At 67.1% G+C, this 24637-nt stretch carries 24 protein-coding genes; 17 read left to right on the forward strand and 7 right to left on the reverse strand.

Annotated features, from left to right (window positions below):
• The first annotated feature begins 12 nt into the window (after positions 1-12).
• Positions 13-870 (forward strand): alpha/beta fold hydrolase, encoded by an 858-nt coding sequence (locus C0J29_RS06240; RefSeq protein WP_120791791.1) that lies wholly within the window; start codon positions 13-15, stop codon positions 868-870.
• A 47-nt stretch (positions 871-917) separates the two neighbouring features.
• Positions 918-1310, forward strand: a complete 393-nt coding sequence (locus tag C0J29_RS32705) for an ester cyclase (protein WP_065043226.1) — start codon at positions 918-920, stop codon at positions 1308-1310.
• A gap of 28 nt (positions 1311-1338) precedes the next feature.
• Here C0J29_RS32705 and C0J29_RS06250 read toward each other — a convergent pair whose 3' ends face one another.
• Complete coding sequence (locus C0J29_RS06250; RefSeq protein ID WP_065043227.1) at positions 1339-1833, reverse strand: MarR family winged helix-turn-helix transcriptional regulator; 495 nt, start codon at positions 1831-1833, stop codon at positions 1339-1341.
• Between the two features lie 135 nt (positions 1834-1968).
• Here C0J29_RS06250 and C0J29_RS06255 point away from each other — a divergent pair, with 135 nt between their 5' ends.
• The 3 genes from C0J29_RS06255 (at position 1969) to C0J29_RS06265 (ending at position 4589) form a co-directional block, all read left to right on the forward strand.
• Positions 1969-2910: an NADP-dependent oxidoreductase gene (locus C0J29_RS06255; RefSeq protein WP_120791793.1), complete on the forward strand. Its 942-nt coding sequence runs from the start codon at positions 1969-1971 to the stop codon at positions 2908-2910.
• Positions 2911-3018: 108 nt separating this feature from the next.
• Positions 3019-3378 carry a YciI family protein gene (locus tag C0J29_RS06260; RefSeq protein WP_065043229.1) on the forward strand — a complete coding sequence of 120 codons (360 nt, stop codon included), beginning with the start codon at positions 3019-3021 and terminating at the stop codon, positions 3376-3378.
• Between the two features lie 8 nt (positions 3379-3386).
• Positions 3387-4589, forward strand: coding sequence for an RNA polymerase sigma factor (locus tag C0J29_RS06265; protein WP_231513591.1), 1203 nt, complete (start codon positions 3387-3389; stop codon positions 4587-4589).
• A 43-nt stretch (positions 4590-4632) separates the two neighbouring features.
• On the opposite strand, the gene C0J29_RS06270 is transcribed toward C0J29_RS06265, so the two are convergent.
• Positions 4633-5967 (reverse strand): WS/DGAT/MGAT family O-acyltransferase, encoded by a 1335-nt coding sequence (locus tag C0J29_RS06270; protein ID WP_162951395.1) that lies wholly within the window; start codon positions 5965-5967, stop codon positions 4633-4635.
• A gap of 194 nt (positions 5968-6161) precedes the next feature.
• Here C0J29_RS06270 and C0J29_RS06275 point away from each other — a divergent pair, with 194 nt between their 5' ends.
• Together C0J29_RS06275 and C0J29_RS06280 are read left to right on the forward strand one after the other, a co-directional pair.
• A complete protein-coding gene (locus C0J29_RS06275; protein ID WP_174814820.1) occupies positions 6162-7436 on the forward strand; it encodes a PucR family transcriptional regulator in 1275 nt (424 codons plus the stop codon).
• Positions 7437-7554: 118 nt separating this feature from the next.
• Complete coding sequence (locus C0J29_RS06280; protein WP_065043266.1) at positions 7555-8022, forward strand: 2,4'-dihydroxyacetophenone dioxygenase family protein; 468 nt, start codon at positions 7555-7557, stop codon at positions 8020-8022.
• A 39-nt stretch (positions 8023-8061) separates the two neighbouring features.
• On the opposite strand, the gene C0J29_RS06285 is transcribed toward C0J29_RS06280, so the two are convergent.
• Complete coding sequence (locus C0J29_RS06285; protein WP_120791795.1) at positions 8062-8808, reverse strand: superoxide dismutase family protein; 747 nt, start codon at positions 8806-8808, stop codon at positions 8062-8064.
• A gap of 113 nt (positions 8809-8921) precedes the next feature.
• On the opposite strand from C0J29_RS06285, the gene glnA reads away from it, so the two are divergent.
• Entirely contained in the window at positions 8922-10358 is a 1437-nt protein-coding gene (gene glnA / locus C0J29_RS06290) for a type I glutamate--ammonia ligase (RefSeq protein WP_120791796.1), read from the forward strand.
• On the opposite strand, the gene C0J29_RS06295 is transcribed toward glnA, so the two are convergent.
• Complete coding sequence (locus C0J29_RS06295; RefSeq protein ID WP_120794589.1) at positions 10355-12124, reverse strand: NAD-binding protein; 1770 nt, start codon at positions 12122-12124, stop codon at positions 10355-10357. The genes glnA and C0J29_RS06295 overlap by 4 nt on opposite strands.
• A gap of 234 nt (positions 12125-12358) precedes the next feature.
• Here C0J29_RS06295 and C0J29_RS06300 point away from each other — a divergent pair, with 234 nt between their 5' ends.
• Positions 12359-13285, forward strand: coding sequence for an LLM class F420-dependent oxidoreductase (locus tag C0J29_RS06300; protein ID WP_120791797.1), 927 nt, complete (start codon positions 12359-12361; stop codon positions 13283-13285).
• A 9-nt stretch (positions 13286-13294) separates the two neighbouring features.
• On the forward strand, positions 13295-14281 hold the full coding sequence (locus C0J29_RS06305) for an alpha/beta hydrolase (protein WP_242460365.1): 987 nt from the start codon (positions 13295-13297) through the stop codon (positions 14279-14281).
• A gap of 94 nt (positions 14282-14375) precedes the next feature.
• On the opposite strand, the gene C0J29_RS06310 is transcribed toward C0J29_RS06305, so the two are convergent.
• Complete coding sequence (locus C0J29_RS06310; protein ID WP_065043238.1) at positions 14376-14684, reverse strand: WhiB family transcriptional regulator; 309 nt, start codon at positions 14682-14684, stop codon at positions 14376-14378.
• Between the two features lie 634 nt (positions 14685-15318).
• Between C0J29_RS06310 and C0J29_RS06315 the strand changes: the two genes are divergently transcribed.
• The 3 genes from C0J29_RS06315 to C0J29_RS06325 all read left to right on the forward strand — a co-directional run bounded on the left by C0J29_RS06315 (position 15319) and on the right by C0J29_RS06325 (position 17847).
• On the forward strand, positions 15319-16158 hold the full coding sequence (locus tag C0J29_RS06315; protein WP_120791798.1) for a hypothetical protein: 840 nt from the start codon (positions 15319-15321) through the stop codon (positions 16156-16158).
• 80 nt (positions 16159-16238) lie between these two features.
• Positions 16239-16814 (forward strand): ECF RNA polymerase sigma factor SigD, encoded by a 576-nt coding sequence (gene sigD, locus C0J29_RS06320; RefSeq protein ID WP_065043268.1) that lies wholly within the window; start codon positions 16239-16241, stop codon positions 16812-16814.
• Positions 16807-17847, forward strand: coding sequence for an anti-sigma-D factor RsdA (locus C0J29_RS06325; RefSeq protein ID WP_162951396.1), 1041 nt, complete (start codon positions 16807-16809; stop codon positions 17845-17847). The genes sigD and C0J29_RS06325 overlap by 8 nt, the downstream gene beginning before the upstream one ends.
• Positions 17848-17877: 30 nt before the next feature.
• Here C0J29_RS06325 and C0J29_RS06330 read toward each other — a convergent pair whose 3' ends face one another.
• Positions 17878-18291 (reverse strand): DUF5319 domain-containing protein, encoded by a 414-nt coding sequence (locus C0J29_RS06330; RefSeq protein WP_055579226.1) that lies wholly within the window; start codon positions 18289-18291, stop codon positions 17878-17880.
• Between the two features lie 322 nt (positions 18292-18613).
• Between C0J29_RS06330 and C0J29_RS33310 the strand changes: the two genes are divergently transcribed.
• Positions 18614-18754 (forward strand): hypothetical protein, encoded by a 141-nt coding sequence (locus C0J29_RS33310; protein ID WP_162951401.1) that lies wholly within the window; start codon positions 18614-18616, stop codon positions 18752-18754.
• On the opposite strand, the gene C0J29_RS06335 is transcribed toward C0J29_RS33310, so the two are convergent.
• Positions 18732-19814 carry an IS110 family RNA-guided transposase gene (locus C0J29_RS06335; protein ID WP_425272107.1) on the reverse strand — a complete coding sequence of 361 codons (1083 nt, stop codon included), beginning with the start codon at positions 19812-19814 and terminating at the stop codon, positions 18732-18734. The genes C0J29_RS33310 and C0J29_RS06335 overlap by 23 nt on opposite strands.
• Positions 19815-20040: 226 nt before the next feature.
• On the opposite strand from C0J29_RS06335, the gene guaB reads away from it, so the two are divergent.
• From guaB to C0J29_RS06350, 3 genes are all read left to right on the forward strand, one after another.
• Positions 20041-21630, forward strand: a complete 1590-nt coding sequence (gene guaB, locus C0J29_RS06340; protein WP_065043241.1) for an IMP dehydrogenase — start codon at positions 20041-20043, stop codon at positions 21628-21630.
• Positions 21631-21638: 8 nt separating this feature from the next.
• On the forward strand, positions 21639-22766 hold the full coding sequence (locus tag C0J29_RS06345) for a GuaB3 family IMP dehydrogenase-related protein (RefSeq protein WP_065043269.1): 1128 nt from the start codon (positions 21639-21641) through the stop codon (positions 22764-22766).
• A gap of 120 nt (positions 22767-22886) precedes the next feature.
• Complete coding sequence (locus C0J29_RS06350; protein WP_065043242.1) at positions 22887-24629, forward strand: GMC oxidoreductase; 1743 nt, start codon at positions 22887-22889, stop codon at positions 24627-24629.
• Positions 24630-24637: the final 8 nt, after the last annotated feature.

A 24637-nucleotide genomic window follows, 5' to 3' on the forward strand; every position in this document is an offset into this window, starting at 1 on the left:
TAGGCTGCGGGCATGCAGTCATTGCCGCAAGCGCGGGAGGCGGCGCGCGCGCAATCGGCGTCACTGTCGCACGGTGTCACCGCTTACCACGTCGCCGGTGACGAGGGTCCGTGGGTGGTTCTGGTGCACGGCCTCGTCACGCCCAGCTACGCGTGGGAGCCGCTATCGGAAATCATTGCCGCGCAAGGTTTTCGGGTTTTGCGCTACGACCAATTCGGGCGTGGGCTCTCCGACCGGCCTCGCGTCACCTACGACCTCGACCTTTATGTGGATCAACTGCGCGAACTCGCCGACACACTCGGCATCGAGAGCATGCATCTGGTCGGTTGGTCGATGGGCGCCCTGATGGTGACGCGCCTTGCCGCGGAGTGTCCCGACCGCGCCGCCAGTATCACGCTCATCGCGCCCGGCCTCTATGCGAGCGGATCAGCCAAAGTCGCGGCCCAGCTGCTGCTCCGCCTGCCGGGCGCCCGCAAACTAGTCGCCTCGCGCATCGGTGACGTCATCGACCGATTGCCGCAGCAGCACCTGAGCCGGCCAGAGCGGCTCCCGGACTACCGCGAACGCACTCGGGAGCAGCTTCGCTTTCCGGGAATGGGCGAGTCCTTCGCGTCGACGGTCGCTAACTACCCGGCGCAGGCCGGGGACCAATGGGCCGCGGTAGGAGAACATCCGCGCCCGGTCCTGGTGGTGTGGGGCACCGACGACACGGTCACCCCGTACGGGAACCATTCCCAGGTGCTGCGCCTGTATCCCGCCGCGGAGTTGCTCGCTGTCGAAGGCGCCAAGCATGCCCCGCATCTGGACCACGCCGAGGTTGTATACCCCGCGATCCTGCGGCACCTGACAGCGGCCGAGAACCGGTCCTGACAGGGCCGCCTCCGTTGTGGTCCGGTCACCGATGGATCATTGGTGCGGTGGCTCAACTCAACGACTTTCGATCCCTCTATCAGGCCTACCTCGAACACTGCAATAACCACGATTTCGATTCAATGGCCTCGTTCTACTCGCCTGCCATCCGGGTGAACGGCACCGCCATGGATCCGGCTTCGGTGGCCGAGCAATTCGCGCCGATCATCGCGGCCTTCCCCGACTGGCACTGGGAGATCAGGCATCTCGTCACGGACGACGAGAACATCGTCGTCCACTTCGCGGTCACCGGCACCCATCAGGGAACGTTTCAGGGAATCGAGGCGACCGGCCGGCGTTTTGAGATTTCGGAGTTCACGCTGTACCGCGTCGAGCAGGGCAAGTTCGCGGAGGTCTGGGACCTGCTCGACATGGATGCGCTGATGAAGCAAATCGGTTGAGGGCCAACGTCATCGAGAGATCAGCTTGCTACCCTTCGGGAATCCGGCGGTTGCGACGTCCAGCGGAGCGCGGCGGTCGGGCCCGCATGTTGTCCAGGGCTCGGGCCATGACGTCCCCGAGGATGCGCACGTCCTGGTCGGACAGCGACGCGAAGAGCAGCTCACGCACCACCCGAATGTGGCCCGGCAGCACCATTTCCACTCGCGCCCGCCCCGCATCGGTGATGTCAACCAGGGTGGCCCGCTGGTCGCTGGCGCTGCCCTGGCGGGTGATGAGGCCTGCTTTCTCCAGTAGCCCGGCTTGATGCGTGAGGCCGCTGCGGCTGTAAACCACGCCATCGGCCAGGTCGGTCATCGTGAGCGGACGTCCGGCGTCGACGAGTTTGGCCAGGATCTCGAACTGAACGTAGCTGAGGTCGCCGTCGGCTCGCAGTTGCTCGCGCACCGCGTACTGAAGCAGGCTGACCGCCTCGGTCAACGCGAAATACGTCCGTAGCTGTGCAGGCTCCAGGGCTTCCACCACGCTCCGAGCATAGTGCTTCGACTTCGAACTAATGAGACGCGGATCACAGTGTCCGGCGGAATTGCTTCGACATCAAAGCAAGTTACACAGACTGTAACTGCTTCGAACTCGAAGTAAATCAATGAGGAGGGAACCATGAAGACAGCGATCTACCACCGTTACGGAGGCAGCGAGGTTCTGCAGTACGACGACGTTCAGCGGCCGACGCCCGGCGCCGGTGAGGTTCTGGTCAAGGTGGCCGGCACCTCGTTCAACCCGGTCGATGCCGGTATCCGCGGCGGATACCTGTCCGAGGTCTTTGCGATCACCTTCCCGCATGTGCCCGGAATCGACGTCGCCGGCACCGTCGCCGAGATCGGTGACGGGGTTGCGGAGTGGAAGGTCGGAGACGCGGTGATCGGCATGCTCCCCATGGAGGCCCCCGGTGCTGCCGCCGAGTACGTGATCGCCCCCGTGGAGGTGCTGGCCGCCGCACCCCAGTCGGTGGCTCTGGCCGACGCCGCCGTGCTGCCCGTTGTCGGGTTGACGGCGTGGCAAGCCCTGTTCGAGGTGGCCGGGCTGCAGGCCGGGCAGCGGCTGCTGGTCAACGGCGCCGGCGGAGCGGTCGGGGGCTACGCGGTCCAACTCGCCAAGCACGCGGGAGCCGTCGTCACCGCCACAGCGAAAGTGACCGCCGCGGACCGGCTGCGCCGCTACGGGGCCGACCGGCTCATCGGCTACATCGACTACTCGGCAACCCCGCTCGCCGTCGACGGGCAGCCCTTCGATGTGGTGCTCAATCTCGTGAGCACGACCCCGGCGGAGACCGCGGCCCTGGCCGGCGTCGTCGCGGACGGCGGGTTCCTGGTCGGAACCATGACCTCCGGACCGGAAGACCCCGAGCGGGGAGTGCGGACCCAGCGGGTCTTCGTTCGCAGCGACGCCGCGCAACTGGGCGCCCTCGTCGAGCGCATCGACGCCGGCCAACTGGAGATCGACGTCGCCGACCGCCGCCCGCTCAGCGACATCGCCGCGGTGCACGACGACGCCGACGCCGGACGACTCCCGGGTAAAACTGTCATCGTCCCGGCATCATGACCCCGATGAATTTTCCTGCCGGGACATGTCATATCCAGCGTGCCGTCTTCGTAGACATCATGACGGGCAGCCACCCCGGGCCGCCCACATAGTTCCAAGGAGAATGTGATGCCGCAGTATTTCCTCGCCGTCAACCACGACGCCGCCGACACCGACGCGATGGCGGAGATGACCGTCGAGCAGATGCAGCCGATCTTCGAGGCCGTCGATGCGTTCAACGGCAAGTTGCAGGCCGAAGGCGCCTGGGTGTTCGCCGGTGGCCTGACGGCACCCGAGTCGGCCACCACCGTCGACAACACCGGTGACAGGCCGATCGTCACCGACGGCCCGTACACCGAGTCGAAGGAGTACCTCGGTGGATTCTGGATCATCGAGGCCGCCGACCTCGACGCCGCCCTGGACTGGGCGAAACAGGGGTCCAAGGCCTGCCAGGGCCGCGTCGAGGTCCGGGCGTTCCAGGAGGGCTGAACGAGCGCGTGGACGCGATCGAGCGGGTGTACCGCGAAGAGTACGGGCGGGTGGTCGCCTCGCTGGTGCGCCGCTTCGGTGACATCGATGTCGCCGAAGAGGCGGCCGGCGAGGCGCTGCTCGTCGCCCTGGAGCACTGGCGACGGGACGGGGTCCCGCCCAATCCGGCCGGCTGGCTGACCCGTACCGCGGCCAACAAGGCGATCGACCGGATCCGCCGCGAGTCGCACCGCACGTCGAAACACCTGGCAGCAGCCATGATTCACGATGACACCCCACACGAATCCACCGGCGCCGTTGACGATGACCGGCTCCGGTTGATCTTCACCTGCTGCCATCCGGCACTGGCGCCGGAGGCTCGGGTCGCGCTCACGCTGCGACTCCTCGGCGGCCTCAGCGTCGGTGAGATCGCCGCGGCCTTCCTGGTGCCGGAAACAACGATGGCCCAACGGATCAGCCGGGCGAAGAAGAAGATCGCCGACTCCCACATCCCGTATCGCGTGCCCGCGGACGACGAGCTCGCCGATCGGGTCGCCGCCGTCCTGGCCGTGATCTATCTCGTCTTCAACGAGGGTTACCTGGCGAGCTCGGGATCGCCGGTGCGGGACGACCTGACCGCCGAGGCGATCCGGCTCGCCCGGATCCTGTGCGGGTTGCTGCCGGAGACTCCGGAGGTGACGGGCCTGCTCGCGCTCATGTTGCTCACCCAGGCCCGCCGCGCCAGCCGGATTGCCGACGGCGAACTGGTGCCCCTGCCCGGACAGGACCGCGGCGGATGGGACCAGACGTTGATCGCCGAGGGCCATGCCCTGGTGCGGGCGTGCCTGAAGATCAACCGGCCCGGCCGCTACCAATTGCTGGCGGCGATCAATGCCGTGCACACCGATGCACCCACCGCGGCCGACACCGACTGGTCCCAGATCGCCGCCTTGTACCGGCAGCTGCTGGCGTTCGATCCCGGCCCGGTGGTCGAACTCAACTACGCGATCGCCATCGCCGAACTCGACGGCCCCGAGGTGGCGCTGGCGCGGGTCGACCGGCTGCCGCCGACCATGCAGCGTTACCACCCGTTTCATGTCACGCGGGCCGAGCTGTTGCGCCGACTCGGACGATCCCCCGAGGCCCGCGCGGCGTATGAGGCGGCCCTGGCACTCGTCGACAACCCGGCCGAGCGGGCCTACCTCACGCGGCGGGCGGCGGGTCTACCGTAAGACCTGGTCTCGACGAATTCGACCGGCCGACGAGGGCGGCGACTCACAGCCCGACGGCGCGCTCCAGGTCTTTGAGCGAGGTCTCCAAGTGCGCCAGCAGGCGCTGCAGGTGCGGCACCGCGCGGCGGCACCCCACCAGGCCGAAGTCAAGGCGGTCACCGCTGCCCACCAGCGTGATGTTGAGTGCCTGCCCGTTGGCCGCGATCGACATCGGGTAGCTGCCTTCCAGCCGGGCGCCGTTGGCGTACAACGGGTTCCGGGCGCCCGGGACATTGGAGATGCACAGATTGAACGGTGGCGGAGTGGCCGCGGTGCCGATCACTCCGCCCAGCACGACCGGCGACAGCAACATCATTCCCAGCGCGATGGCCTGCGGTCTGGGCAGTCCTGCCAGGACGGCTTTGTTGGTTCGCATGGATGAGCTGATGGTGACCAGCCGAGCCGCGGGATCGTCGAGGTGGGTGGCCAGGTTGGCCAGCACGGCCGTGACCGCGTTGCCTCCGGCGCTTTCGCCGGCCGTACGCAGGCTGACCGGAACCATCGCCACCAAAGGCTTGTCCGGCAACGCATTCTGATCGGTGAGGTACTCGCGCAGCGCGCCGGCGCACATCGCGAGGACGACGTCATTCACCGTGACACCGGCGGCGTTCTTGACGTCTTTGATGCGCTGCATCGACCACGACTGGGCGGCGCAGCGCCGGGCACCGCCGATCGGCACGTTGAGCATTGTGCGCGGCGCCCGGAACGGCAAGGTCAGCTGCTGCTCCAGCAGGGCCGAACGTGCCAGGCCCAGTGTCGAGGTGCCAAGGCCGGGAATGGATTTGACCGCTCGGGTCAGCGTCTGCCGGCGCGACGACGGACTGGGATCGTCAGCGGGAAGTGGCACCGACCACGGCGCCCGGATCGTCTCATCGAGCGGATCCGCACTGAGCGACCCCTGTAGCAAATTGATCGCCGATATCCCGTCGACGAGAGCGTGGTGGATCTTCGTGTAGACCGCGAAGCGTCCGTCGGCCAGCCCTTCGATCACGTGGGTCTCCCACAACGGACGGTGCCGATCCAGCATGCCCGAGTGCAGCCGCGACGTCAGCTCCAGCAGTTCCCGCACCCGTCCCGGACGGGGAAGTGCCGAATGCCGCACGTGGTAGTCGAGGTCGACGTCCGTCGCGGCGGCCCAGGCGAGGTTCAGACCCGCGGGGCGCTTGGCGAACAGCGGCGCAACTTCGTCGCTGGTGCGCAGTGCCTGGCAGTAGTCACGGACGAATTCGGGCCCGGCGCCCGCCGGAGTCTGGAACAGCTGCAGGCCGGCGACATGCATAGGGTGCCCGGGAGACTCGGCGAGCAGCATCATCGATTCCACGGGTGACATCAGGTCCATGAGTTGTTCCTCGGGTTCCTTGGGTTTCTGGCTTTTGGTTGGTAGCTGCCGAAGTTAGGGCTTCAGCGCCCGAGGTCGCTCGTCCCGTCGTGCCAAGATCGATCCCGGCTTTTGTGAGCGGATCACAAAAGCCGCGGCACCAATATGACCGAAGTCGATGGTTGTGGCGCCGCGACAGAGTAGGTTCAGCCGCCATGAAGCCATCCTGGGAGCCGTTCCGTGCGCCGGACGCTGAGCGGGTCTGGAAGAGACTACTGCGCCCGGTCGCCGACGAAATGCGTTCGTGTGCAACCGAACTCGCCGAGCTGGCCGTTGCCCGGGTGCAGGCGGAGGTGCCCGTGCTGCTTCCGGATCAGCAGTCGGTCGAAGAGAACGTGGTGAGCACCGCGGCGAGCCTGCGTCAACTGGCGGACATGATCGACCTGGGTGGCGACCCGCGCGACGCCGAATTACCGGCCCCGACCCGGGCGGTCGCCCGCGCGGGGGTGCAGCGCCAGATCCCGCTGGCCAGCTTGATGCGCTTCTACCGGGTGACTCATGAGCTGGTGTGGCAATGGATATGGGACCGCATCACGGCGACCGGGGCGGATCAGACCCAGCAGGCCGCGGCGCTCCGACTGGCCACCAGTTGGATGTTCGGTTACGTCGATGCCGCACTCGACCTCGCGGAGCAAGCCTACGAAGCCGAACGTGAAGCGTGGCTGCGCAACACGGCCGCCGCGCGCACCGACGCGATCGAGGACATCCTGACCCAACACGAACGAGACCAGCAGCGGGCCTCCAAACGGTTGCGCTACGACGTCAACCGTCATCACGTCGCAGCCGTCGCCTGGGTGGACACGGTGGCCGAGGACGGTGACGTCCAGTCGGTGCTCAGTGAGGCGCTCGGCGTCGTCTCTGGCGAATTGGGCGGTGAGACGATTCTCGTCCACCCGGCCGGCTCACTGCTGGCGTTCGGCTGGGTCAGTCGTCAAAGTGAGATCAGCGCCGTGGATTTCACCGCCCGTCGGCCGAAGCTCCCGGCGGGTGTCCGGGTCGGAGTGGGCGAGCCGGGGCACGGCTTGAAGGGCTTCCGACGCAGTCATGCGGAAGCGGCCGAAGCACGCCGGGTCGCGTCGTTGCTGGGGACCCGGGCCGGCACGCTGACCCGCTACCGGGATGTCGCGGTCGCGGCGCTGGCCAGTTGCCACGCCGAAAACGCGGAGGCGTTCGTACACCGGGTGCTGGGCCCGCTGGCCGCCGACGACGAGGCGACCTTCCGGGTCGCCACGACGTTATCGGTCTACCTGCAGGAGAACCGGAGCCGGGTCCGCGCCGCACGGCGACTCACCGTGCACCCCAACACCGTGAGCTACCGCGTCGATCAGGCGCAGCTGATCCTGGGCCGCGGCATCGACACCGACAGCCTCGACCTCGCGGTGGCGCTGGCGCTGCTGCCCATGCTGCCGGGACTCACCCGGCAACTGTGACGTCAGTACAAAGGGAGTCGCGAACCTTGGCGCCGCGAGCCAAGTAATGCGCGGCATTCCTCCCTACCGTTTTGGACAGTTGGCCGACCGGCCACCGATCCGAACGAAGGAGACTGCGATGCAGACGATGCAAGAACTCGACGTCAACTACATGAGCGGCGCCGACAACCCCTGGATTCCGTTCACCCCGCTCAGCGACCAGGTGTTTTTGAAGTACTGGAAGGTCGACCCGGTCCGCGGTGAGATCGTCGTCTCGATGAAGTTTCCGGCCGGACTCGAGCTGGCCCCGCACTACCACACCGGCATCGTGGTGGGGCACACGGTCAAAGGAGCGTGGCGGTACCAGGAGAACAACTGGGTCTCCCGCGCCGGCGACACCGTCTACGAGGTTGCAGGCTCCCGGCACACCCCGGAGAGCGTGGAGGACACCGAGGTGTTCTTCTTCATCGTCGGTGAGCTGCTGTTCATCGACGAGAACAACACCATCCTGTGGCAGGAGAACCACAAGACGTCCATCGAGCGCTACACGAATTACTGTGCCGCTCAGGGTATTCCGGCGCGGGACCTGACAAGTTGGGACGCTTAGCCCGGTAGGCCCAGGTCTGCACGACGCCGCCGGGCAGGGTCAGCCGCCCGGCGGCGTCGTGACGGTCTTGGGCGCCGTGGACGTCGTGGTCGGGGTGCTGCTGCTGACCGTGACGGTGCTCGTGCTGGTGCTGGTCACCGGAGGGGGTACGGCGACCGTCGTGGTGACGGTGCTGACGCTCGTCGTGGTGGACGAGGTGGTCGACGACGTGGTTGACGTGGCGGACGCCGCGGCAATGACGCCGCACGCCACCCGCTTGCCCGCTTCCTCCCCGGAAGTCTCACCGAACGTCCCGGGATCCGCCGAGATGACCAGCGAGGTGCCGGAGCTGTTCCTGAGGTCCGCTGAGGTGAACCCGGTGGTCGTGGTGACCAGTTTCGCGGATCCGTCGGGACGCACCTGTAGGGCGGTCAGCTGGCCGCTGGCGGGGAATCCCGTGTGGCCGGACGCCTGATACACGCTGCCCGCAGACTCGAAGGCGCTCGGCTCGCAGGTGCCCACCGCGTGGACCGCAAGCCCGTGGAAGCCGGGCGTCAGCACGGAATTCGGGCCGGCCTCCACCGTCACCGTCGCATATCCGTTCGCGAAATCGAAGGTGGCCGTACCGATTTGGCCGCCGTCGGCACCCTTGAGCTGGGTGCTCAACTTCTCCGCGCCGCTCTGGGCGCCCGAGGACGACCCGGAAGACGACGCGCCGTTCTGTCCGCCCTGCTGCGTCGAGCAGGCGGCCAACGGTGCAATGGTCGTGGCCAGCGCCGCGACCGCGAATGTTACGCCCTTGTTCATGAGGCGTACCTACCCCGATTCAGCGAGGTCAAAACGCTCCGGATGCGGGGTGCGGCGCGGCATGTGTCAATGGGAGGGCGCACCACAGCGGATAGCCGAAAAAGGAGCATCCCGTGTCCGAAAAGACGCCCGACGACATCTTCAAACTCGCCAAGGACGAGAACATCGAATATGTCGATGTCCGCTTCTGCGACCTGCCGGGCACCATGCAGCACTTCACAATTCCGATCTACGCCTTCGACGAGAACGTATTCGAGGAGGGCTTGGCCTTCGACGGATCCTCGATTCGCGGCTTTCAGTCGATCCATGAATCGGACATGTTGTTGCTCCCGGATCCGGAAACCGCCACCATCGACCCGTTCCGCAAAGCCCCCACGCTGAACGTCAATTTCCACGTACACGACCCCTTCACGCTGGAGCCCTACTCGCGCGATCCGCGCAACGTCGCCCGCAAGGCCGAGAATTATCTGATCAGTTCCGGCATCGCCGATACCGCCTATTTCGGACCCGAGGCCGAGTTCTACATCTTCGACTCGGTGAGCTTCGACTCGCGCATCGACGGTGCGTTCTACAAGGTGGACGCGACCTCGGGGTGGTGGAACACCGGGGCCGAAACCGAGGCCGACGGCAGCCCGAACCTCGGCTACAAGGTCCGTCCCAAGGGCGGCTATTTCCCGGTCGCCCCGACCGACCACTACGTCGACCTTCGCGACGAGATGCTCACGCACCTGACGAACGCCGGCTTCGCTCTGGAGAAGGGCCACCACGAGGTGGGTAGCGGCGGCCAGGCCGAGATCAACTACCGGTTCAACACGCTGCTGCACGCGGCCGACGACCACCAGATGTACAAGTACATCGTCAAGCAAACCGCTTGGCAGGCAGGCAAATCGGTGACGTTCATGCCCAAGCCGCTGTTCGGCGACAACGGCTCGGGCATGCACTGCCACCAGTCGTTGTGGAAGGACGGCGTTCCGCTGATGTACGAGGAGGACGGGTACGCCGGGTTGTCGGACACCGCCCGCCACTACATCGGCGGGTTGCTGTACCACGCGCCCTCGCTGCTGGCCTTCACCAACCCCACCATCAACTCCTACAAGCGCCTGGTTCCCGGCTACGAAGCGCCGATCAACCTGGTCTACAGCCAGCGCAACCGTTCGGCGTGCGTGCGGATCCCGATCACCGGCAACAATCCGAAGGCCAAGCGCCTGGAGTTTCGCTGTCCGGATGCCTCGGGCAACCCGTACCTGTCGTTCGCCGCCATGTTGATGGCCGGTCTGGACGGCATCAGGAACAAGATCGAGCCGCCCCCGCCGATCGACAAGGACCTCTACGACCTGCCGCCCGAGGAGGCCGCGGACATCGCGCAGGCGCCCACGTCGCTGTCCGCGGTGATCGACCGTCTGGAGGAAGACAGCGAATACCTCACCGAGGGAGGCGTTTTCACGCCTGACCTGATCCAGACCTGGATCAACTACAAGCGTGACTACGAATTGGCACCATTCAACCTGCGGCCCACGGCTTTTGAGTTCGCCCTCTATTACGACGTCTAGACTTCAACGTCCTGCGCCCATCGCGGCGGGCGGACGTCCGGCCGGCGCGCGGCGGCCAGGGTGCTCGACCTCTCGCCGTTGATCGCGGTCAGCGGCGGCGGTTGGCCCTTGCGCAGCGTGGCGATCAGTTCCCGGTAGGGGCCGATGAGGTAGACGGTGTCGCCGGCCTTGAGCCGGGCGTCACGGCGGGGGCGCAGCCGGATCGGGCCCTCCGGGCGGATGATGGCGATGACCCGGGTCTGGGTGGACAGCTCGAGCATCAAGAGTCCGTCCAGTTCGCTGCCCGCCGCCACCAGCATCGCGCCGACCATGAACGAGCGCTGGCCGACCCAGAACGTGCCCAGCACCTGCAGACCCATCGCCGCCCCGATGAACCAGGGAGCCGCCAGGTCGACTATCGACCGCACATTCTCGAAGCCGAACCGCCGGTTGATCGCCGTGCCCAGCGCGCGCCCCTGCACGCGCATGACGATCGGCACCTTGGTGTCGGATCCCAGGACCTCGAGCAGCACGATGCCGGTCTCGATGTTCTCCATGTCGTCCCTGGTCACCACCGCGACTCCCCGGGCTTGATCGACGCGTGCCGCTTCCAGCGTCTGGCGCATCGTGGAATCGCCGAAGATGACCGGTACGTCCAATTCGGCCACCGTCTGCAGGAACGGGTTGTTCTCGTTCTGCTCGACCACCAGCACGTCGTAGCCCGCCGCGGTCAGGTCGGTCACCACCCGGACTCCGATCGAACCGAGTCCGACCACGACGATGTGGCCGCGCATGTGCCGGGCCCGCAGCCGCCCGGTGGTGTTCACGAAGCGCCGCGACAGCAGCAGGTCGGCGAGGAAGGCGGTGAGCACCGCGGTGATGATCACGCCGCCGAACATCAGTCCGACGGCGAACAAGCGCAGGAAGGGGGATTGGTAGGCGAAATTGAAATCGCCGTAGCCGACGGTCGTGATGGTCTCCGAGGCGAAGTACAGGGCGTCCAGCCACGACAGTTCCGGGTTGTGGTGGCCGAGGCGCACCACAACGGTCGAGGCGAGCGTCAACAACAACGTGAACACCAGCGACGGGTACACCATCGGGTTCAGGTCGTCACTCATGGCGCGGACCGCATCCACTGCGCGGCGCATCCGGGAGTGACGCGAGCGTGTCGCGCCCGGCGGCGGCACCGTGATGCCGCGCGCCTCCAACTCGTCCTTGACACCGATCATCGAGGTCCAGTCGCCGGCGTAGACCCGTTGATCCCGCCCGGGGCATGGCACCACCTCGCCAGGAACGGGGGAGTGCTTGCCGTGCACCACCGCTACCGGTGCGAGGTCGGCGTAGAGTTCGCGCAGCGTTCCGTCATGCCGTGCCTCGGATCCCCAAACCACGAATTCGATACCGGCAGCGTCGAATTGGTGGGTGTTGCGGGACAGTACCGCCTCGACGATGGAGGGTGTCGCCAGGTCTGCGAGGTCCAGAATGGCGCCGGGACCGTTGACCCCGGCCACCCCCCGGCGCAGCACCTCGTTGGCCAGACGTGCCACCACGCGCACGGTCGGACTGAATTCCCTTGCCAGTAGGGCAATTTCGAGGTTGACCGCGTCGTTGGGTCCGGCGCAGACAACGGCGCGGGCGCGGTGCACGCCGGCGGCACGCAGATCGGCGGCGGTGTTGATCTTGATGATCCGCGCGCCGGCGCCCCTGAGTTCCTCGGCGATGGTCTTCGACAGCGGGTCGTCGCCGCTGACGATGATCTCCCGATGAAACTGAAAAACTTCACCCATGTCCATTCCTATGCAGTCCCTATGACTATCGGTCACAGGGTCGATAAGTGCCACCGGAAGCGTTCGCCTATAGCTCTGAATGCCTATGGCGCACAACCACAATCGTGAACATGCAACGAGATGGACTTGCGTCGGTCACTCGCCCGCAATGTTCGTGGCGACAATGCGGCAGGGCCTTCCAACGGATTTTGTCGGCCGGGACTTAATCGCGGCCGGGAGTGGTTACACCACTACATGACCATTCGACTCGGACTGCAGATTCCCAACTTCTCCTACGGCACCCCGGTCGCCGAACTCTTCCCCGCCGTCAAGGCGCAGGCTCAGGAAGCCGAGAGCGCCGGATTCGACACCGTGCTGTTGATGGACCACTTCTACCAGCTGCCCGGGCTGGGCGAACCCGACGAACCCATGCTGGAGGCCTACACCGCGCTGGGAGCTCTGGCGACCGCCACCGAGCGCATCCAGCTGTCGACGCTGGTGACCGGCAACACCTACCGCAACCCCACGTTGCTCGCCAAGGAGGTCACGACGCTGGACGTGGTGAGTGCGGGCCGCGCGATCCTGGGCATCGGGGCCGGCTGGTTCGAGCTGGAGCACCGGCAGCTGGGCTTCGACTTCGACACCTTCACGGAGCGGTTCGAGAAGCTCGAAGAGGCGCTGCAGATCATCCTCCCCATGTTCCACGGCGAACGGCCCAGCTTCTCCGGCAAGTGGTACCGCACCGAGAATGCGGTCAACGAGCCCCGCTACCGCGATCACATCCCGGTCATGCTCGGCGGCAGCGGGGAGAAGAAGACCTTCCGGTTGGCCGCCCGGTATGCAGACCACCTCAACATCATCGCCGACATCGACGACCTGCCGGCCAAGCTGGACGTGCTGCGCCAGCGCTGCGCCGAAATCGACCGCGACCCGGCCACATTGGAGACCAGCTGCCTGTTGACGGTGGTGCTCGACGGGTACGGCGCACCAAGCGACATCGGCGAGGCCCAGGGTGGGCGGGCCGTCACCGGCACGGTCGAGCAGGTGGCCGAGGAGATCAAGCGCCGGGTGCTCGACGCCGGCGTCGACGGAGTGATCGTCAATCTCCCGACCCACGGTTACACCCCCGGCGTCGTCACGGCGGTGGGCGAGGCACTCAGGCCGCTCGTGGGCGCCGGTTAAGCTCCTCGCGTGAAGCGCCTCGCCGCCGTCGCCGCTGTGGTGCCGGCCGCGTTGGCGGTGCGGCGGTACAGGGCTGCGCGGGACGCAATGGCGGATGTGGCGCCCGATCTCCGCAGCCCGCTGTTGCCGTTCATGCCGTCCACCCGCCGCGCGGGGCTGCTCCCGCTGTTCCGGCTGAGTTCGCGGATTCGCACGCCCTCGGGTCCCGGGGTGATGGTGGCGGAGCGTCGCGTCGGTGAGCTCGCCGTTCCGGTGATGGTGACCACGCCGACCGAGGTACAGCCCCCACGGCCCGCCGTGCTGTGGATCCACGGCGGCGGTTACATCGTCGGCTCATCACGGCTCGAGGCATTCGGAACGGCCCGCCTCGCCAGGGATCTCGGCGTCGTCACGGTCTCACCGGACTACCGCCTGGCCCCCGAGCATCCCTTCCCCGCCGCGCTCGACGATTGCATGGCCGTGTTGCGCTGGATGCGTGACAACGCCGATGAGCTCGGCATCGATCCGGCCCGCATCGCGGTGATGGGAGCCAGCGCCGGCGGCGGGCTGGCGGCCGCCGTCGCGCAGCGCAGCCACGACGAGGGCATCGGGTTGCGCGCGCAGGTGCTGGTGTACCCGATGCTCGACGACCGCACCGCCCTGCGCACCGATCATGAGGGACGGGGCAGGTTCCTGTGGACGCCGGCGTCGAACCGGTTCGGTTGGACCTGCTACCTGGGCCGGGAGCCGCGAATGTCGGATGCCCCGCAGTACGCGGCGCCGGCCCGGCGAACAGACCTGGCCGGGTTGCCCCCCACGTGGGTGGGAGTCGGTGACCTCGACTTGTTCTACCGCGAGGACGTCGACTACGCCGAAAGACTGCGGGCCGGCGGTGTTCCGTGCACTCTGGTCACCATCCCGGGGATGTACCACGGAGCTGATGCGTTCGCTTCGAAATCATTGTCGCTCAGGGGTTTCCATTCCGGAGCCCAGGACCACCTACGCACTTACCTGTAGCGGCGGCCGCGATCGGCCGCCATCTGAACGATTAGCCACGCGACAGAACACAGGCCCGGGGTACTCCACCCGGGCCTGCGTCGTCTTGCACTAATCAGGCCGAGCGGCGGATCCCGCGGTTGCGCCCGATGGAACCCTTGAGCAGCATGTCGCGCTCGGACTCTGACAGGCCGCCCCACACCCCGTACGGCTCCCCGACGTCCAGCGCGTGAGTCCGGCATTCGTCGATCACCGGGCAACGCCGGCACATCTCCTTGGCCCGCTGCTCACGCTGCATCCGCGCGCGACCACGCTCACCGTCGGGATGGAAGAACATCGACGAGTCGACACCGCGGCACAACCCTTGCAACTGCCAGTTCCAGATGTCGGCGTTGGGCCCAGGAAGCTGTTCCGGCTGTGGCATTGCTGATTCCCTCTCTGCACGGCACACCTGAATGGCAGGCTCGCGAACGAGGCGAGTTGTGCAACCGAATGGCAGTGGCGTCACCGATGACTACACCGAACACGGTAGACGCTAGGTGGGCTATCGAAATGCCGTCAATAGGCGCAAGGTGTGGCGAAATACGTGCCCGTTGTTTGAGAATTAACTCCGCGTTCATCTGTGACGCTATTGCCGAAGGCTAGGTGTGCTAACCGGATCGCGTTGTTACATCAAACTGCCAGTTCAGGCGGGTGATGTGAGCAAGCTGTAATTGGCCGGAAAGCCACTGTAGGTAATATTGCGGTAACACAGAGCGCACAAACTTTTTACCAACGATCCGCAGATATCACGGTGATTCAAACCCGCCATACCCGCAGGCCTGCGCGACCGCTTGCGGGTCGGTGTCAACCAGCGCGAGCAGCCGGGCCGGCGCATGATGGATCGGGCGGACGGCGGCCACCCGGCCGGCCGGCCGGCGGTCGCTGCAACCGCGTCCAACACCGCGCTCGGACGGGCCTTGCTCACCTTGTCGCGCCGTCATTCGGTGTCGCCGTGACCCCATGCCAGTAATCTTTCGGCGGGATTTGTCGGAACAGGCGGGGGCGAGATCATCACTGTGCGCGAGGCCGCGGGCGTTGCTGCTGTCGAGAAGGCACTCGAGGATGCCGCGTTCGGAAGCCGCTCGGGGGACTGGCCGTTGCCGGCGGCGACCACACCGCGGCAGCTGTGGTTGCGTGCCGTCGCCGCGGGCGGGCAGGGCCGCTACGGCAGCGCCTACGCCGACCTGGCCACGCTGCGCCGCCAGGTCGCTGCCGGCCCGCTGGCATCGCTGGCGCACAGCACGCACGGATCGTTTCTGCGCCAGCTGGGTTGGCACACGCTGGCGCGCGGCTGGGACGGGCGGGCGTTCGCGCTGGCCGGCGACGACCCGGAGGCGCGTGCCGACGCACTGGTCGGGCTGGCCGCCGACGCCCTGGGTATCGGCCGCTTCGCTGTCGCGGCGACGCTGCTGACACGGGCGGACGCCGCGCTGGACGGGGCTGGACTGACGGCGCCGACAGCAGACCGGCTCGCGGTGCGCCGGGGCTGGGTCGGCGCCGAGCTGGCGATGGCCTCCGGTGACGGCCCGACCGCTGTGCGCCGCGCGGAGGAAGCGGTCGAAAAGGCGCGGACCATGGCCGGCGGGTCGGCGCGGCACCGCGTCAAGAGCGATGTGGTGCTGGCCGCGGCCCTGTGCAGCGCGGGGGCCGTCGAGCGGGCCCGAGCCGTCGCGGAACCGGCACTTCAGGCGGCCGAACCGCTCGGACTGACACCTCTGCGGTGGGCGTTGGCTTGCTTGCTGATCGATACCGGAAGCGTCACGGTTCCGCCACAGGGACTGCCGGAACTCGCCGAAATTCGGGATATTTGCGCAGGTGAAGTACAACGCGCCGGTGGGACCTGGCGTACTGCTTGACATCCTGTCCGCCCGATATTGTCGCTCAGCGAGTTAGCCCGGGATGTGTCCCGTCCGTGACCTTGGAGAAACCGCCGTCGATGACAATGCAGGGAGAACGTCTCGACGCAGTGGTCGTGGAGGCCGCCGCGGGGGACCGGAATGCGCTTCGGGAGGTGCTGGAGACCATCCGTCCGATCGTCGTCCGGTACTGCCGAGCGCGGGTCGGCACCGTCGAACGGGGCGGACTGTCTGCAGACGACGTGGCTCAGGAGGTGTGCTTGGCGACAATAACGGCGTTGCCGCGCTACCGGGACCGGGGGCGCCCCTTCCTGGCCTTCCTGTACGGCATCGCGGCGCACAAAGTCGCCGATGCCCATCGTGCCGCCGGTCGCGACCTGGCTTACCCCGCCGAAGAGGTGCCGGAGCGCCGGTCAGCGGATGCCGGTCCGGAGCAGCGGGCCATCGAGGCCGACTCGGTGACCCGGATGAACGAATTGCTGGAGATCTTGCCGGCCAAACAACGCGAGATCCTCATCCTGCGCGTGGTGGTGGGTTTGAGCGCAGAGGAGACCGCTGCCGCTGTCGGCAGCACGACGGGTGCGGTTCGGGTGGCCCAGCACCGCGCGCTTCAACGGTTGAGGGACGAGATCGTCGCGGCAGGTGAATATGCGTAGTTCTGATTTCGGAAATGATCAGCCGGCCTTGGACGAGGTGGCCGGCACTGACCTGCTCCTCGACGCGCTGGCGGCGCGCACTGAGGTCGCATTCGGCGATCCCGCCGGGTTCGAAGACGAGGCGTTGACGGCACTGCTGGGCGAATGGCGCGACGATCTGCGCTGGCCGCCGGCCAGTGCGCTGGTGTCGCAGGACGAAGCAGAGGACGCGCTGCGCGCCGGGATGATGGACGGCAACCGCGGACGCCGCGGCCTGGCCGCGGTGGGTTCGGTGGCCGCGACCCTGCTGTTGCTCAGCGGGTTCGGTGCGGTGGTGGGCGACGCCCGGCCAGGTGACCTGTTGTACGGCCTGCACGCCATGATGTTCAACGAACCGAGGGTCAGCGACGACCAGATCATGTTGTCTGCCAAGGCCGATCTGGCCAAGGTGGAGCAGATGATCGCCCAAGGCCAATGGGACCAGGCGCAGACCCAGCTGGCGGAGGTCAGCAGCACGCTGCAGGCGGTCAACGACGGCGGCCGCCGGCAGGGCTTGCTCGACGAGGTGAACCAGCTCAACACCAAGGTGGAAAAGCGCGATCCCAATCCCATGACGCGGTCCGCCTCGCCGCCCACCACCAAGTTGGCAGTCCCCAGTGCCCCGAACTCACTGACCCCGCAGCCGCTGGCCCCTGCCACCGAACCGCCGGTCGAGGCGTCGACATCCCCGGAGGTGACGGAACCGGTGGATTCCACCACCGCGTCGCCGACGCCGACTCCCAGCACCACGCCTTCGCCGGCCACCACCACGCCGCCCAGCCTGTCCGCGACTCCGTCGACCACCAAGCCCAAGGCGACGACCACCACGCCGGCACCGGCGACCACCACCCCGACCACCACGGGCAAGCCCAAATCCAGCACCTCGGTCACGCCCAACTCGCCGGCGGCGGGAGCCACTACACCTGCGCCGTCGACTCCGTCGGGGGAGTTGTGGGACAGGACGTCAGGACCGGCTACTCCGAGAACACCGTTCCCGACCAGCACCCGGCCTTAGTTGAGCCGCCTTTAAATCAGAGAGCGCACCTCAGAGGTGGCGGCGGAACCCGTCCGCGTCTGACGTCGCTTCGTTGAGCGAGGCGTCGGCGTACCCGCGGCAGTAGTCCCACGTGACGTAGGCGTCCGGCTCGGGGTCATAGGCCGGCTCGTGCGGACGCACGGTGCCGTCGATGAGCAGCTGCAGCAGGTTCGCCCGCAGCATGTCCCAGTCGTGGTAGTGGTCCTGCTGACACTCGTCGCAGCAGACCACCAGGCCGCGGATCCCGCGGTGCGCCAACAGCGCCTCGTATACCGCCAAGTCCGCCAGGTCCGCTTCGACGGCCATCCGTTCCTGCTGATCCAGTGGCTGGCCCGGCTCGACGGCCTCCAGAGCGGCCGACGGGTCCATTGGGTCGTCGGCGAAGGGATCGGGCGGCAAACCCGGCGGGAGGTGGTCACGCACCCCCATAGCCTACGCAGGCCGGTAGTGATAACGCCAGAAATTGCCGGGGCGCGCCCCGCACCACCGGGATGACGCCAGAAATAGCTGTGGCGTGTCCGCGCCACTACCCGGATGACGCCGTGGCGCGTGCCCGCGCCACTGATATGTAGGGCCCTTTGTCAAGGGGGCAGGGTGAAGCGGCGGCCACAACCGTCGTCATGGCCGCCGCTTCGTTAGCCAGGTGAGCGCTGAGGTATCGAGCGTGTCGTATCGACGCGTGTCAGTCTGATATGCGCGGGTTGGTTACCGCAGGACGGAATTTTCGAGTCGGAGTTTGGCCAGCGTGTCTAACGTCGAGCGTGATCTGTGGTGTGACAACAAGACTGCTCATAGTGGCGGCGCGGGTAACTCCAAGACGCTTGCCGACATCGTCGTTGCTCATCTGGGCAATATGGGGGTGGTCAGTCCGGAAGGACCGCCATAGACCAGCACCAGCCGGCCAGTTCACGGGCGACAGCGACGTTGGCGATCACCGAGCGTTTCTTACGTTCGTCGAACCTCAGCCAGCGGTCGTGTAAGCGCCGATTAGCGGCTTGGCCACGAGCCACAGCCGCGGCTGGCGCCAATTCCCATCGACGACGCAGAGTTTCGCTGAGCCGATACGGGGTGCGGTGATGCCAGGCCGCCTCTACCAGCAGTCGCCGAGCATGGCCGTTGCCGGTCTTGGTTACCCCACCTTGGGCACGTGTTGCTCCCGAGGAATACTCCGAGGGCACCAGCCCCAGATACGCCCCGATGCTGCGGCCGGTCAGACGATTCCAGTCACCAATCTCGACAGCCAACCCGAATCCGGTCAACGTTGCGATCCCGCGGATACAACCCAGCCGACGTGCGACCGCGGTGAACTCACTGTCGCTCGCCATCGCCGCGATCGCCTCGTCAAGACGGTTACGACGGTCCACGCAGGACAGCATCGCCTCGAACGCGGTGTCATAGCTCAGCTGCAGCGCCGGGTTGTCGAACCGCTGGGCACGCAACCACCGCTCATGCTCGCGGATCCAGGTCTTTCCGCCGGAATAGACAATGCCCTGGCGCAGCAAGAGTTTCGACAACCGGTGCCGTGCAGTCATCAGATCCCCGCGGCAGTCCTCGCGGGCCCGCACCAGATCACGCGCCGCTTCCTGCTCCACACTAGGAATCGTCACTTCGGTGATCTGACCCAGATGCAGCAACCGAGCCAGATGCGCCGCATCACGGGCATCGGTCTTGACCCGATCGCCAGCCGGGCGGATCAACTTCGATGGCGCGGCCACCACACAGGCGATGCCCGCCGCATCCACCGCCCGAGCCAACCCGAATCCCGTCGGGCCCGCCTCATACGTCACCGCAACAGGACCCGGCAGATCACCCAACCACGCGAGGATCTCACCGCGATCCGGGGTCAACCTGCGCTCGAAAACCTCACCGGTATCACCGTCCAAAGCACACGCCACCACCGATCGCGCGTGCACATCCAGACCAACACTCGTACGCTGAACCTTCACTGGGGCCTCCCACATCTGTGGCTCTACCGCCAGGACCCATTTCCTGTCGGCAACCCACGTTCACATGTGAGTGGGGCCCCAGCCCCCATACCGTCTACCCGGATGACGCCGTGGCGCGTGCCCGCGCCACTACCCGGATGACACGGCGAAGTCGCGAGTCAGGCTGTCCCCGATAGCCGATAGGATGATCTTTCTTACCGCAGCCTGCATTTGGAGGGCCCCGCCGATGTCCCGTGGCATGTCCGGCCTCGAAGACAGCTCCGACCTGGTCGGCAGCCCGTACGTGCGCGTGGGCGGCCTCTCCGAGGACCCGGTGCCGACCGGAGGCGACGACCCGCACAAGATCGCGATGCTGGGCCTGACCTTCGACGATGTGCTGCTGCTGCCCGCGGCCTCCGACGTGGTGCCGGCCACCGCGGACACCTCCAGTCAGCTCACTAAGCGGGTACGCCTGAAGGTGCCGCTGGTGAGTTCGGCGATGGACACCGTCACCGAGTCCCGGATGGCCATCGCGATGGCGCGCGCTGGCGGCATGGGCGTGCTGCACCGCAACCTGCCGGTGGCCGAGCAGGCCGGCCAGGTGGAGATGGTGAAGCGCTCGGAGGCCGGCATGGTCACCGATCCGGTCACCTGCCGTCCGGACAACACGCTGGCCCAGGTAGACGCGCTGTGCGCCCGGTTCCGGATCTCCGGTCTTCCCGTCGTCGACGACGACGGCGCGCTGGTCGGCATCATCACCAACCGCGACATGCGGTTCGAGGTCGACCAGAACCGCCAGGTCGCCGAGGTGATGACCAAGTCGCCGCTGATCACAGCGCAGGAGGGTGTCAGCGCGTCGGCGGCGCTGGGTCTGTTGCGCCGCAACAAGATCGAGAAGCTGCCCATCGTGGACGGGCACGGCCGGCTGACCGGCCTGATCACCGTCAAGGACTTCGTCAAGACCGAACAGCACCCGCTGGCCACTAAGGACAGCGACGGCCGGTTGCTGGTGGGAGCGGCCGTCGGCGTCGGCGGTGACGCCTGGGTGCGCGCGATGATGCTGGTCGACGCCGGGGTGGACGTGCTGATCGTCGACACCGCCCACGCGCACAACCGTCTGGTGCTCGACATGGTCAACAAGCTCAAGCTCGAGGTGGGCGACCGGGTCGACGTCGTGGGCGGCAATGTCGCGACCCGCTCGGCCGCGGCAGCCTTGGTCGACGCCGGCGCCGACGCAGTGAAGGTGGGCGTCGGGCCCGGTTCGATCTGCACCACCCGGGTGGTCGCCGGTGTCGGCGCACCGCAGATCACGGCGATTCTCGAGGCCGTCGCGGTGTGCCGGCCCGCGGGTGTGCCGGTGATCGCCGACGGTGGCTTGCAGTACTCCGGCGACATCGCCAAGGCGCTGGCCGCGGGTGCGTCGGCGGCCATGCTCGGTTCGCTGCTGGCCGGTACCGCCGAAGCGCCCGGTGAGCTGATCTTCGTCAACGGCAAGCAGTACAAGAGTTACCGGGGCATGGGGTCGCTGGGCGCCATGCAGGGCAGAGGCGGTGCCAAGTCTTACTCCAAGGACCGCTATTTCGCCGACGACGCGCTCTCCGAGGACAAGCTGGTACCCGAAGGCATCGAAGGCCGCGTGCCGTTCCGCGGCCCGCTCGGTTCGGTGATCCACCAACTGACCGGTGGTCTGCGCGCGGCGATGGGGTACACCGGCTCGCCCACGATCGAGGTGCTGCAGCAGGCGCAGTTCGTCCGGATCACACCCGCCGGTCTCAAGGAAAGCCACCCCCACGACGTCGCGATGACCGTCGAAGCACCGAACTACTACGCGCGCTGACGGTGACCATGGTTGAGATCGGCATGGGCCGCAGCGCCCGTCGTACCTATGAACTCAGCGAGATCAACATCGTGCCGTCGCGGCGCACCCGCTCGTCGCAGGATGTGTCGACGGCGTGGCAGCTGGACGCCTACCGGTTCGAGATCCCGCTGTTGGCCCACCCGACCGACGCCCTGGTGTCCCCGGAGTTCGCCATCGAATTCGGCCGGCTCGGCGGGCTGGCGGTGCTCAACGGCGAAGGGCTGATCGGCCGGCACGCCGATGTGCAGGGCAAGATCGCCCAGCTCATCGAGGCTGCGACCAAGGAGCCCGAGCCGTCGGCCGCGATCCGGCTGCTGCAGGAGTTGCACGCGGCTCCGCTCAACCCTGAGCTGCTCGGCGCGGCGGTGGCCCGGATCCGCGAGGCCGGCGTGACGACCGCGGTACGGCTCAGCCCGCAGAACGCTCAGGCGCTCACCCCGGTGCTGCTGCAGGCCGGCGTGGATCTGCTGGTCATCCAGGGCACCATCGTCTCGGCCGAGCGGGTCGCCAGCGACGGCGAGCCGCTGAACCTCAAGACCTTCATCTCCGAGCTGGACATCCCGGTCGTCGCGGGCGGCGTGCAGGACCACCGCACCGCGCTGCACCTGATGCGGACCGGCGCGGCCGGCGTGATCGTCGGCTACGGCTCCACCCGGGGCGTGACCACCACCGACGAGGTGCTGGGCATCAGCGTGGCGATGGCCACCGCGATCGCCGACGCCGCGGCCGCACGGCGTGAGTATCTCGACGAAACCGGCGGCCGCTACGTGCACGTGCTGGCCGACGGCGACATTCACACCTCCGGCGAGCTGGCCAAGGCCATCGCGTGCGGCGCCGATGCGGTGATGCTCGGCACGCCGCTGGCCGAGTCCGCCGAGGCGCTGGGCGACGGCTGGTTCTGGCCGTCGGCCGCCGCGCACCCGTCATTGCCCCGCGGGGCACTGCTGCAGATCGCGGTCGGCGAGCGCCCGCCGCTGCAGCGCGTTCTCAACGGGCCGTCCGACGACCCGTTCGGCACCTTGAACCTGGTCGGCGGCCTGCGCCGGGCGATGGCCAAGGCCGGATACTGCGACCTCAAAGAGTTCCAGAAGGTCGGTCTGACGGTCGCCAGCTGAGGGCCCGGTTTTGTCGCGAGCAGACATGAAATCGCACGGTGTAGCGCCAAAAGACGCGATTTTGCGTCTGCTCGGCAGACTGCTTGACGAGTCGGATGTAAAGCGGGTCATACTGCTCCGATGAAACCGGACTTTGACGTCTTGATTATCGGTTCAGGCTTCGGCGGCAGCGTGAGCGCGCTGCGCCTCACGGAAAAGGGATACCGGGTCGGAGTGCTCGAAGCCGGCCGCCGGTACGCCGACAAGGATTTCGCCAAAACCTCCTGGGACCTGCGCAAGTTCCTCTGGGCCCCCAAATTGGGTTGCTACGGCATTCAGCGCATCCACCCGCTCAAGAACGTCATGATCCTGGCCGGGGCGGGCGTCGGCGGCGGCTCGCTGAACTACGCGAACACGCTGTACATCCCGCCGGACCCGTTCTTCAACGACCAGCAGTGGAAGCACATCACCGACTGGCGTGACGAGCTGATGCCGCACTACCAGCAGGCCCAGCGGATGCTGGGTGTGGTCTACAACCCGACCTTCACCGACGCCGACCGCATCTTCAAGGAGGTCGCCGACGAGATGGGCTGCGGCGACACCTGGGTGCCCACCCCCGTCGGGGTGTTCTTCGGCCCCGACGGCAAACAGACACCGGGCCAAACGGTGCCCGACCCCTATTTCGGTGGCGCCGGACCGGCGCGCACCGGCTGCATGGAATGCGGATGCTGCATGACGGGTTGCCGGCACGGCGCCAAGAACACGCTACTGAAGAATTATCTGGCTCTCGCGGAATCCGCTGGTGCACAAGTGATTCCGATGACAACCGTCAAGGGGTTCGAGCAGCGCGCCGACGGCCTGTGGGAGGTCAAGACGGTCCGCACCGGCAGCTGGGTGCGCCGCGACCGGCACACCTACACCGCCTCGCACCTCATCCTGGCCGCCGGCACCTGGGGCACCCAGCACCTGCTGTTCAACATGCGGGACGCCGGAAAGCTGCCCAAGCTGTCCGAAAAGCTGGGCGTGCTGACCCGGACCAACTCCGAATCGATCGTCGGCGCCGCGACGTTGAAGGTGGATCCCAAGCTGGACCTGACCCACGGGGTCGCGATCACGTCGTCGATCCACCCGACGAGCGACACCCACGTCGAGCCGGTCCGCTACGGCAAGGGCTCCAACGCGATGGGGCTGCTGCAGACGCTGATGACCGACGGCGCCGGACCGCAGGGCACCGACGTGCCGCGCTGGCGGCAACTGCTGAATCAGGCCCGCGCGAATCCCCGGCTGATGTTGCGGATGCTCTACCCCAGGCAGTGGAGCGAGCGCACCACGATCGCGCTGGTGATGCAGCACCTGGACAACTCGATCACCACGTTCACCAAGCGGGGCAAGCTCGGCATCCGCTGGTTCTCCAGCAAGCAGGGCCACGGCGAGCCGAACCCGAGCTGGATCCCGGTGGGCAACGAGGTCACCCGCCGCATCGCGGAGAAGATCGACGGCGTGGCGGGCGGCACCTGGGGCGAGCTGTTCAACATTCCGCTGACCGCCCACTTCCTCGGTGGCGCGGCGATCGGCGACAGCCCGTCCAACGGCGTCATCGACCCCTACCACCGCGTCTACGGCTACCCGACGTTGTTCGTCGTCGACGGCGCGGCCATCTCTGCCAACCTCGGCGTCAACCCCTCGCTGTCCATCGCGGCGCAGGCCGAGCGCGCGGCGTCGCTCTGGCCCAACAAGGGCCAGAACGACGAGCGGCCGCTGCAGGGAGACGCCTACCGGAGGCTGGACCCGATCGAACCGGAGAGCCCGGTGGTGCCCGCCGACGCGCCCGGCGCGCTGCGGTGGCTACCGATCGACCCGGTCAGCAAGACCAAGACCGGCTGATCGGCTCG

The sequence above is a fragment of the Mycobacterium paragordonae genome (genome assembly GCF_003614435.1).
Taxonomy (GTDB): domain Bacteria; phylum Actinomycetota; class Actinomycetes; order Mycobacteriales; family Mycobacteriaceae; genus Mycobacterium; species Mycobacterium paragordonae.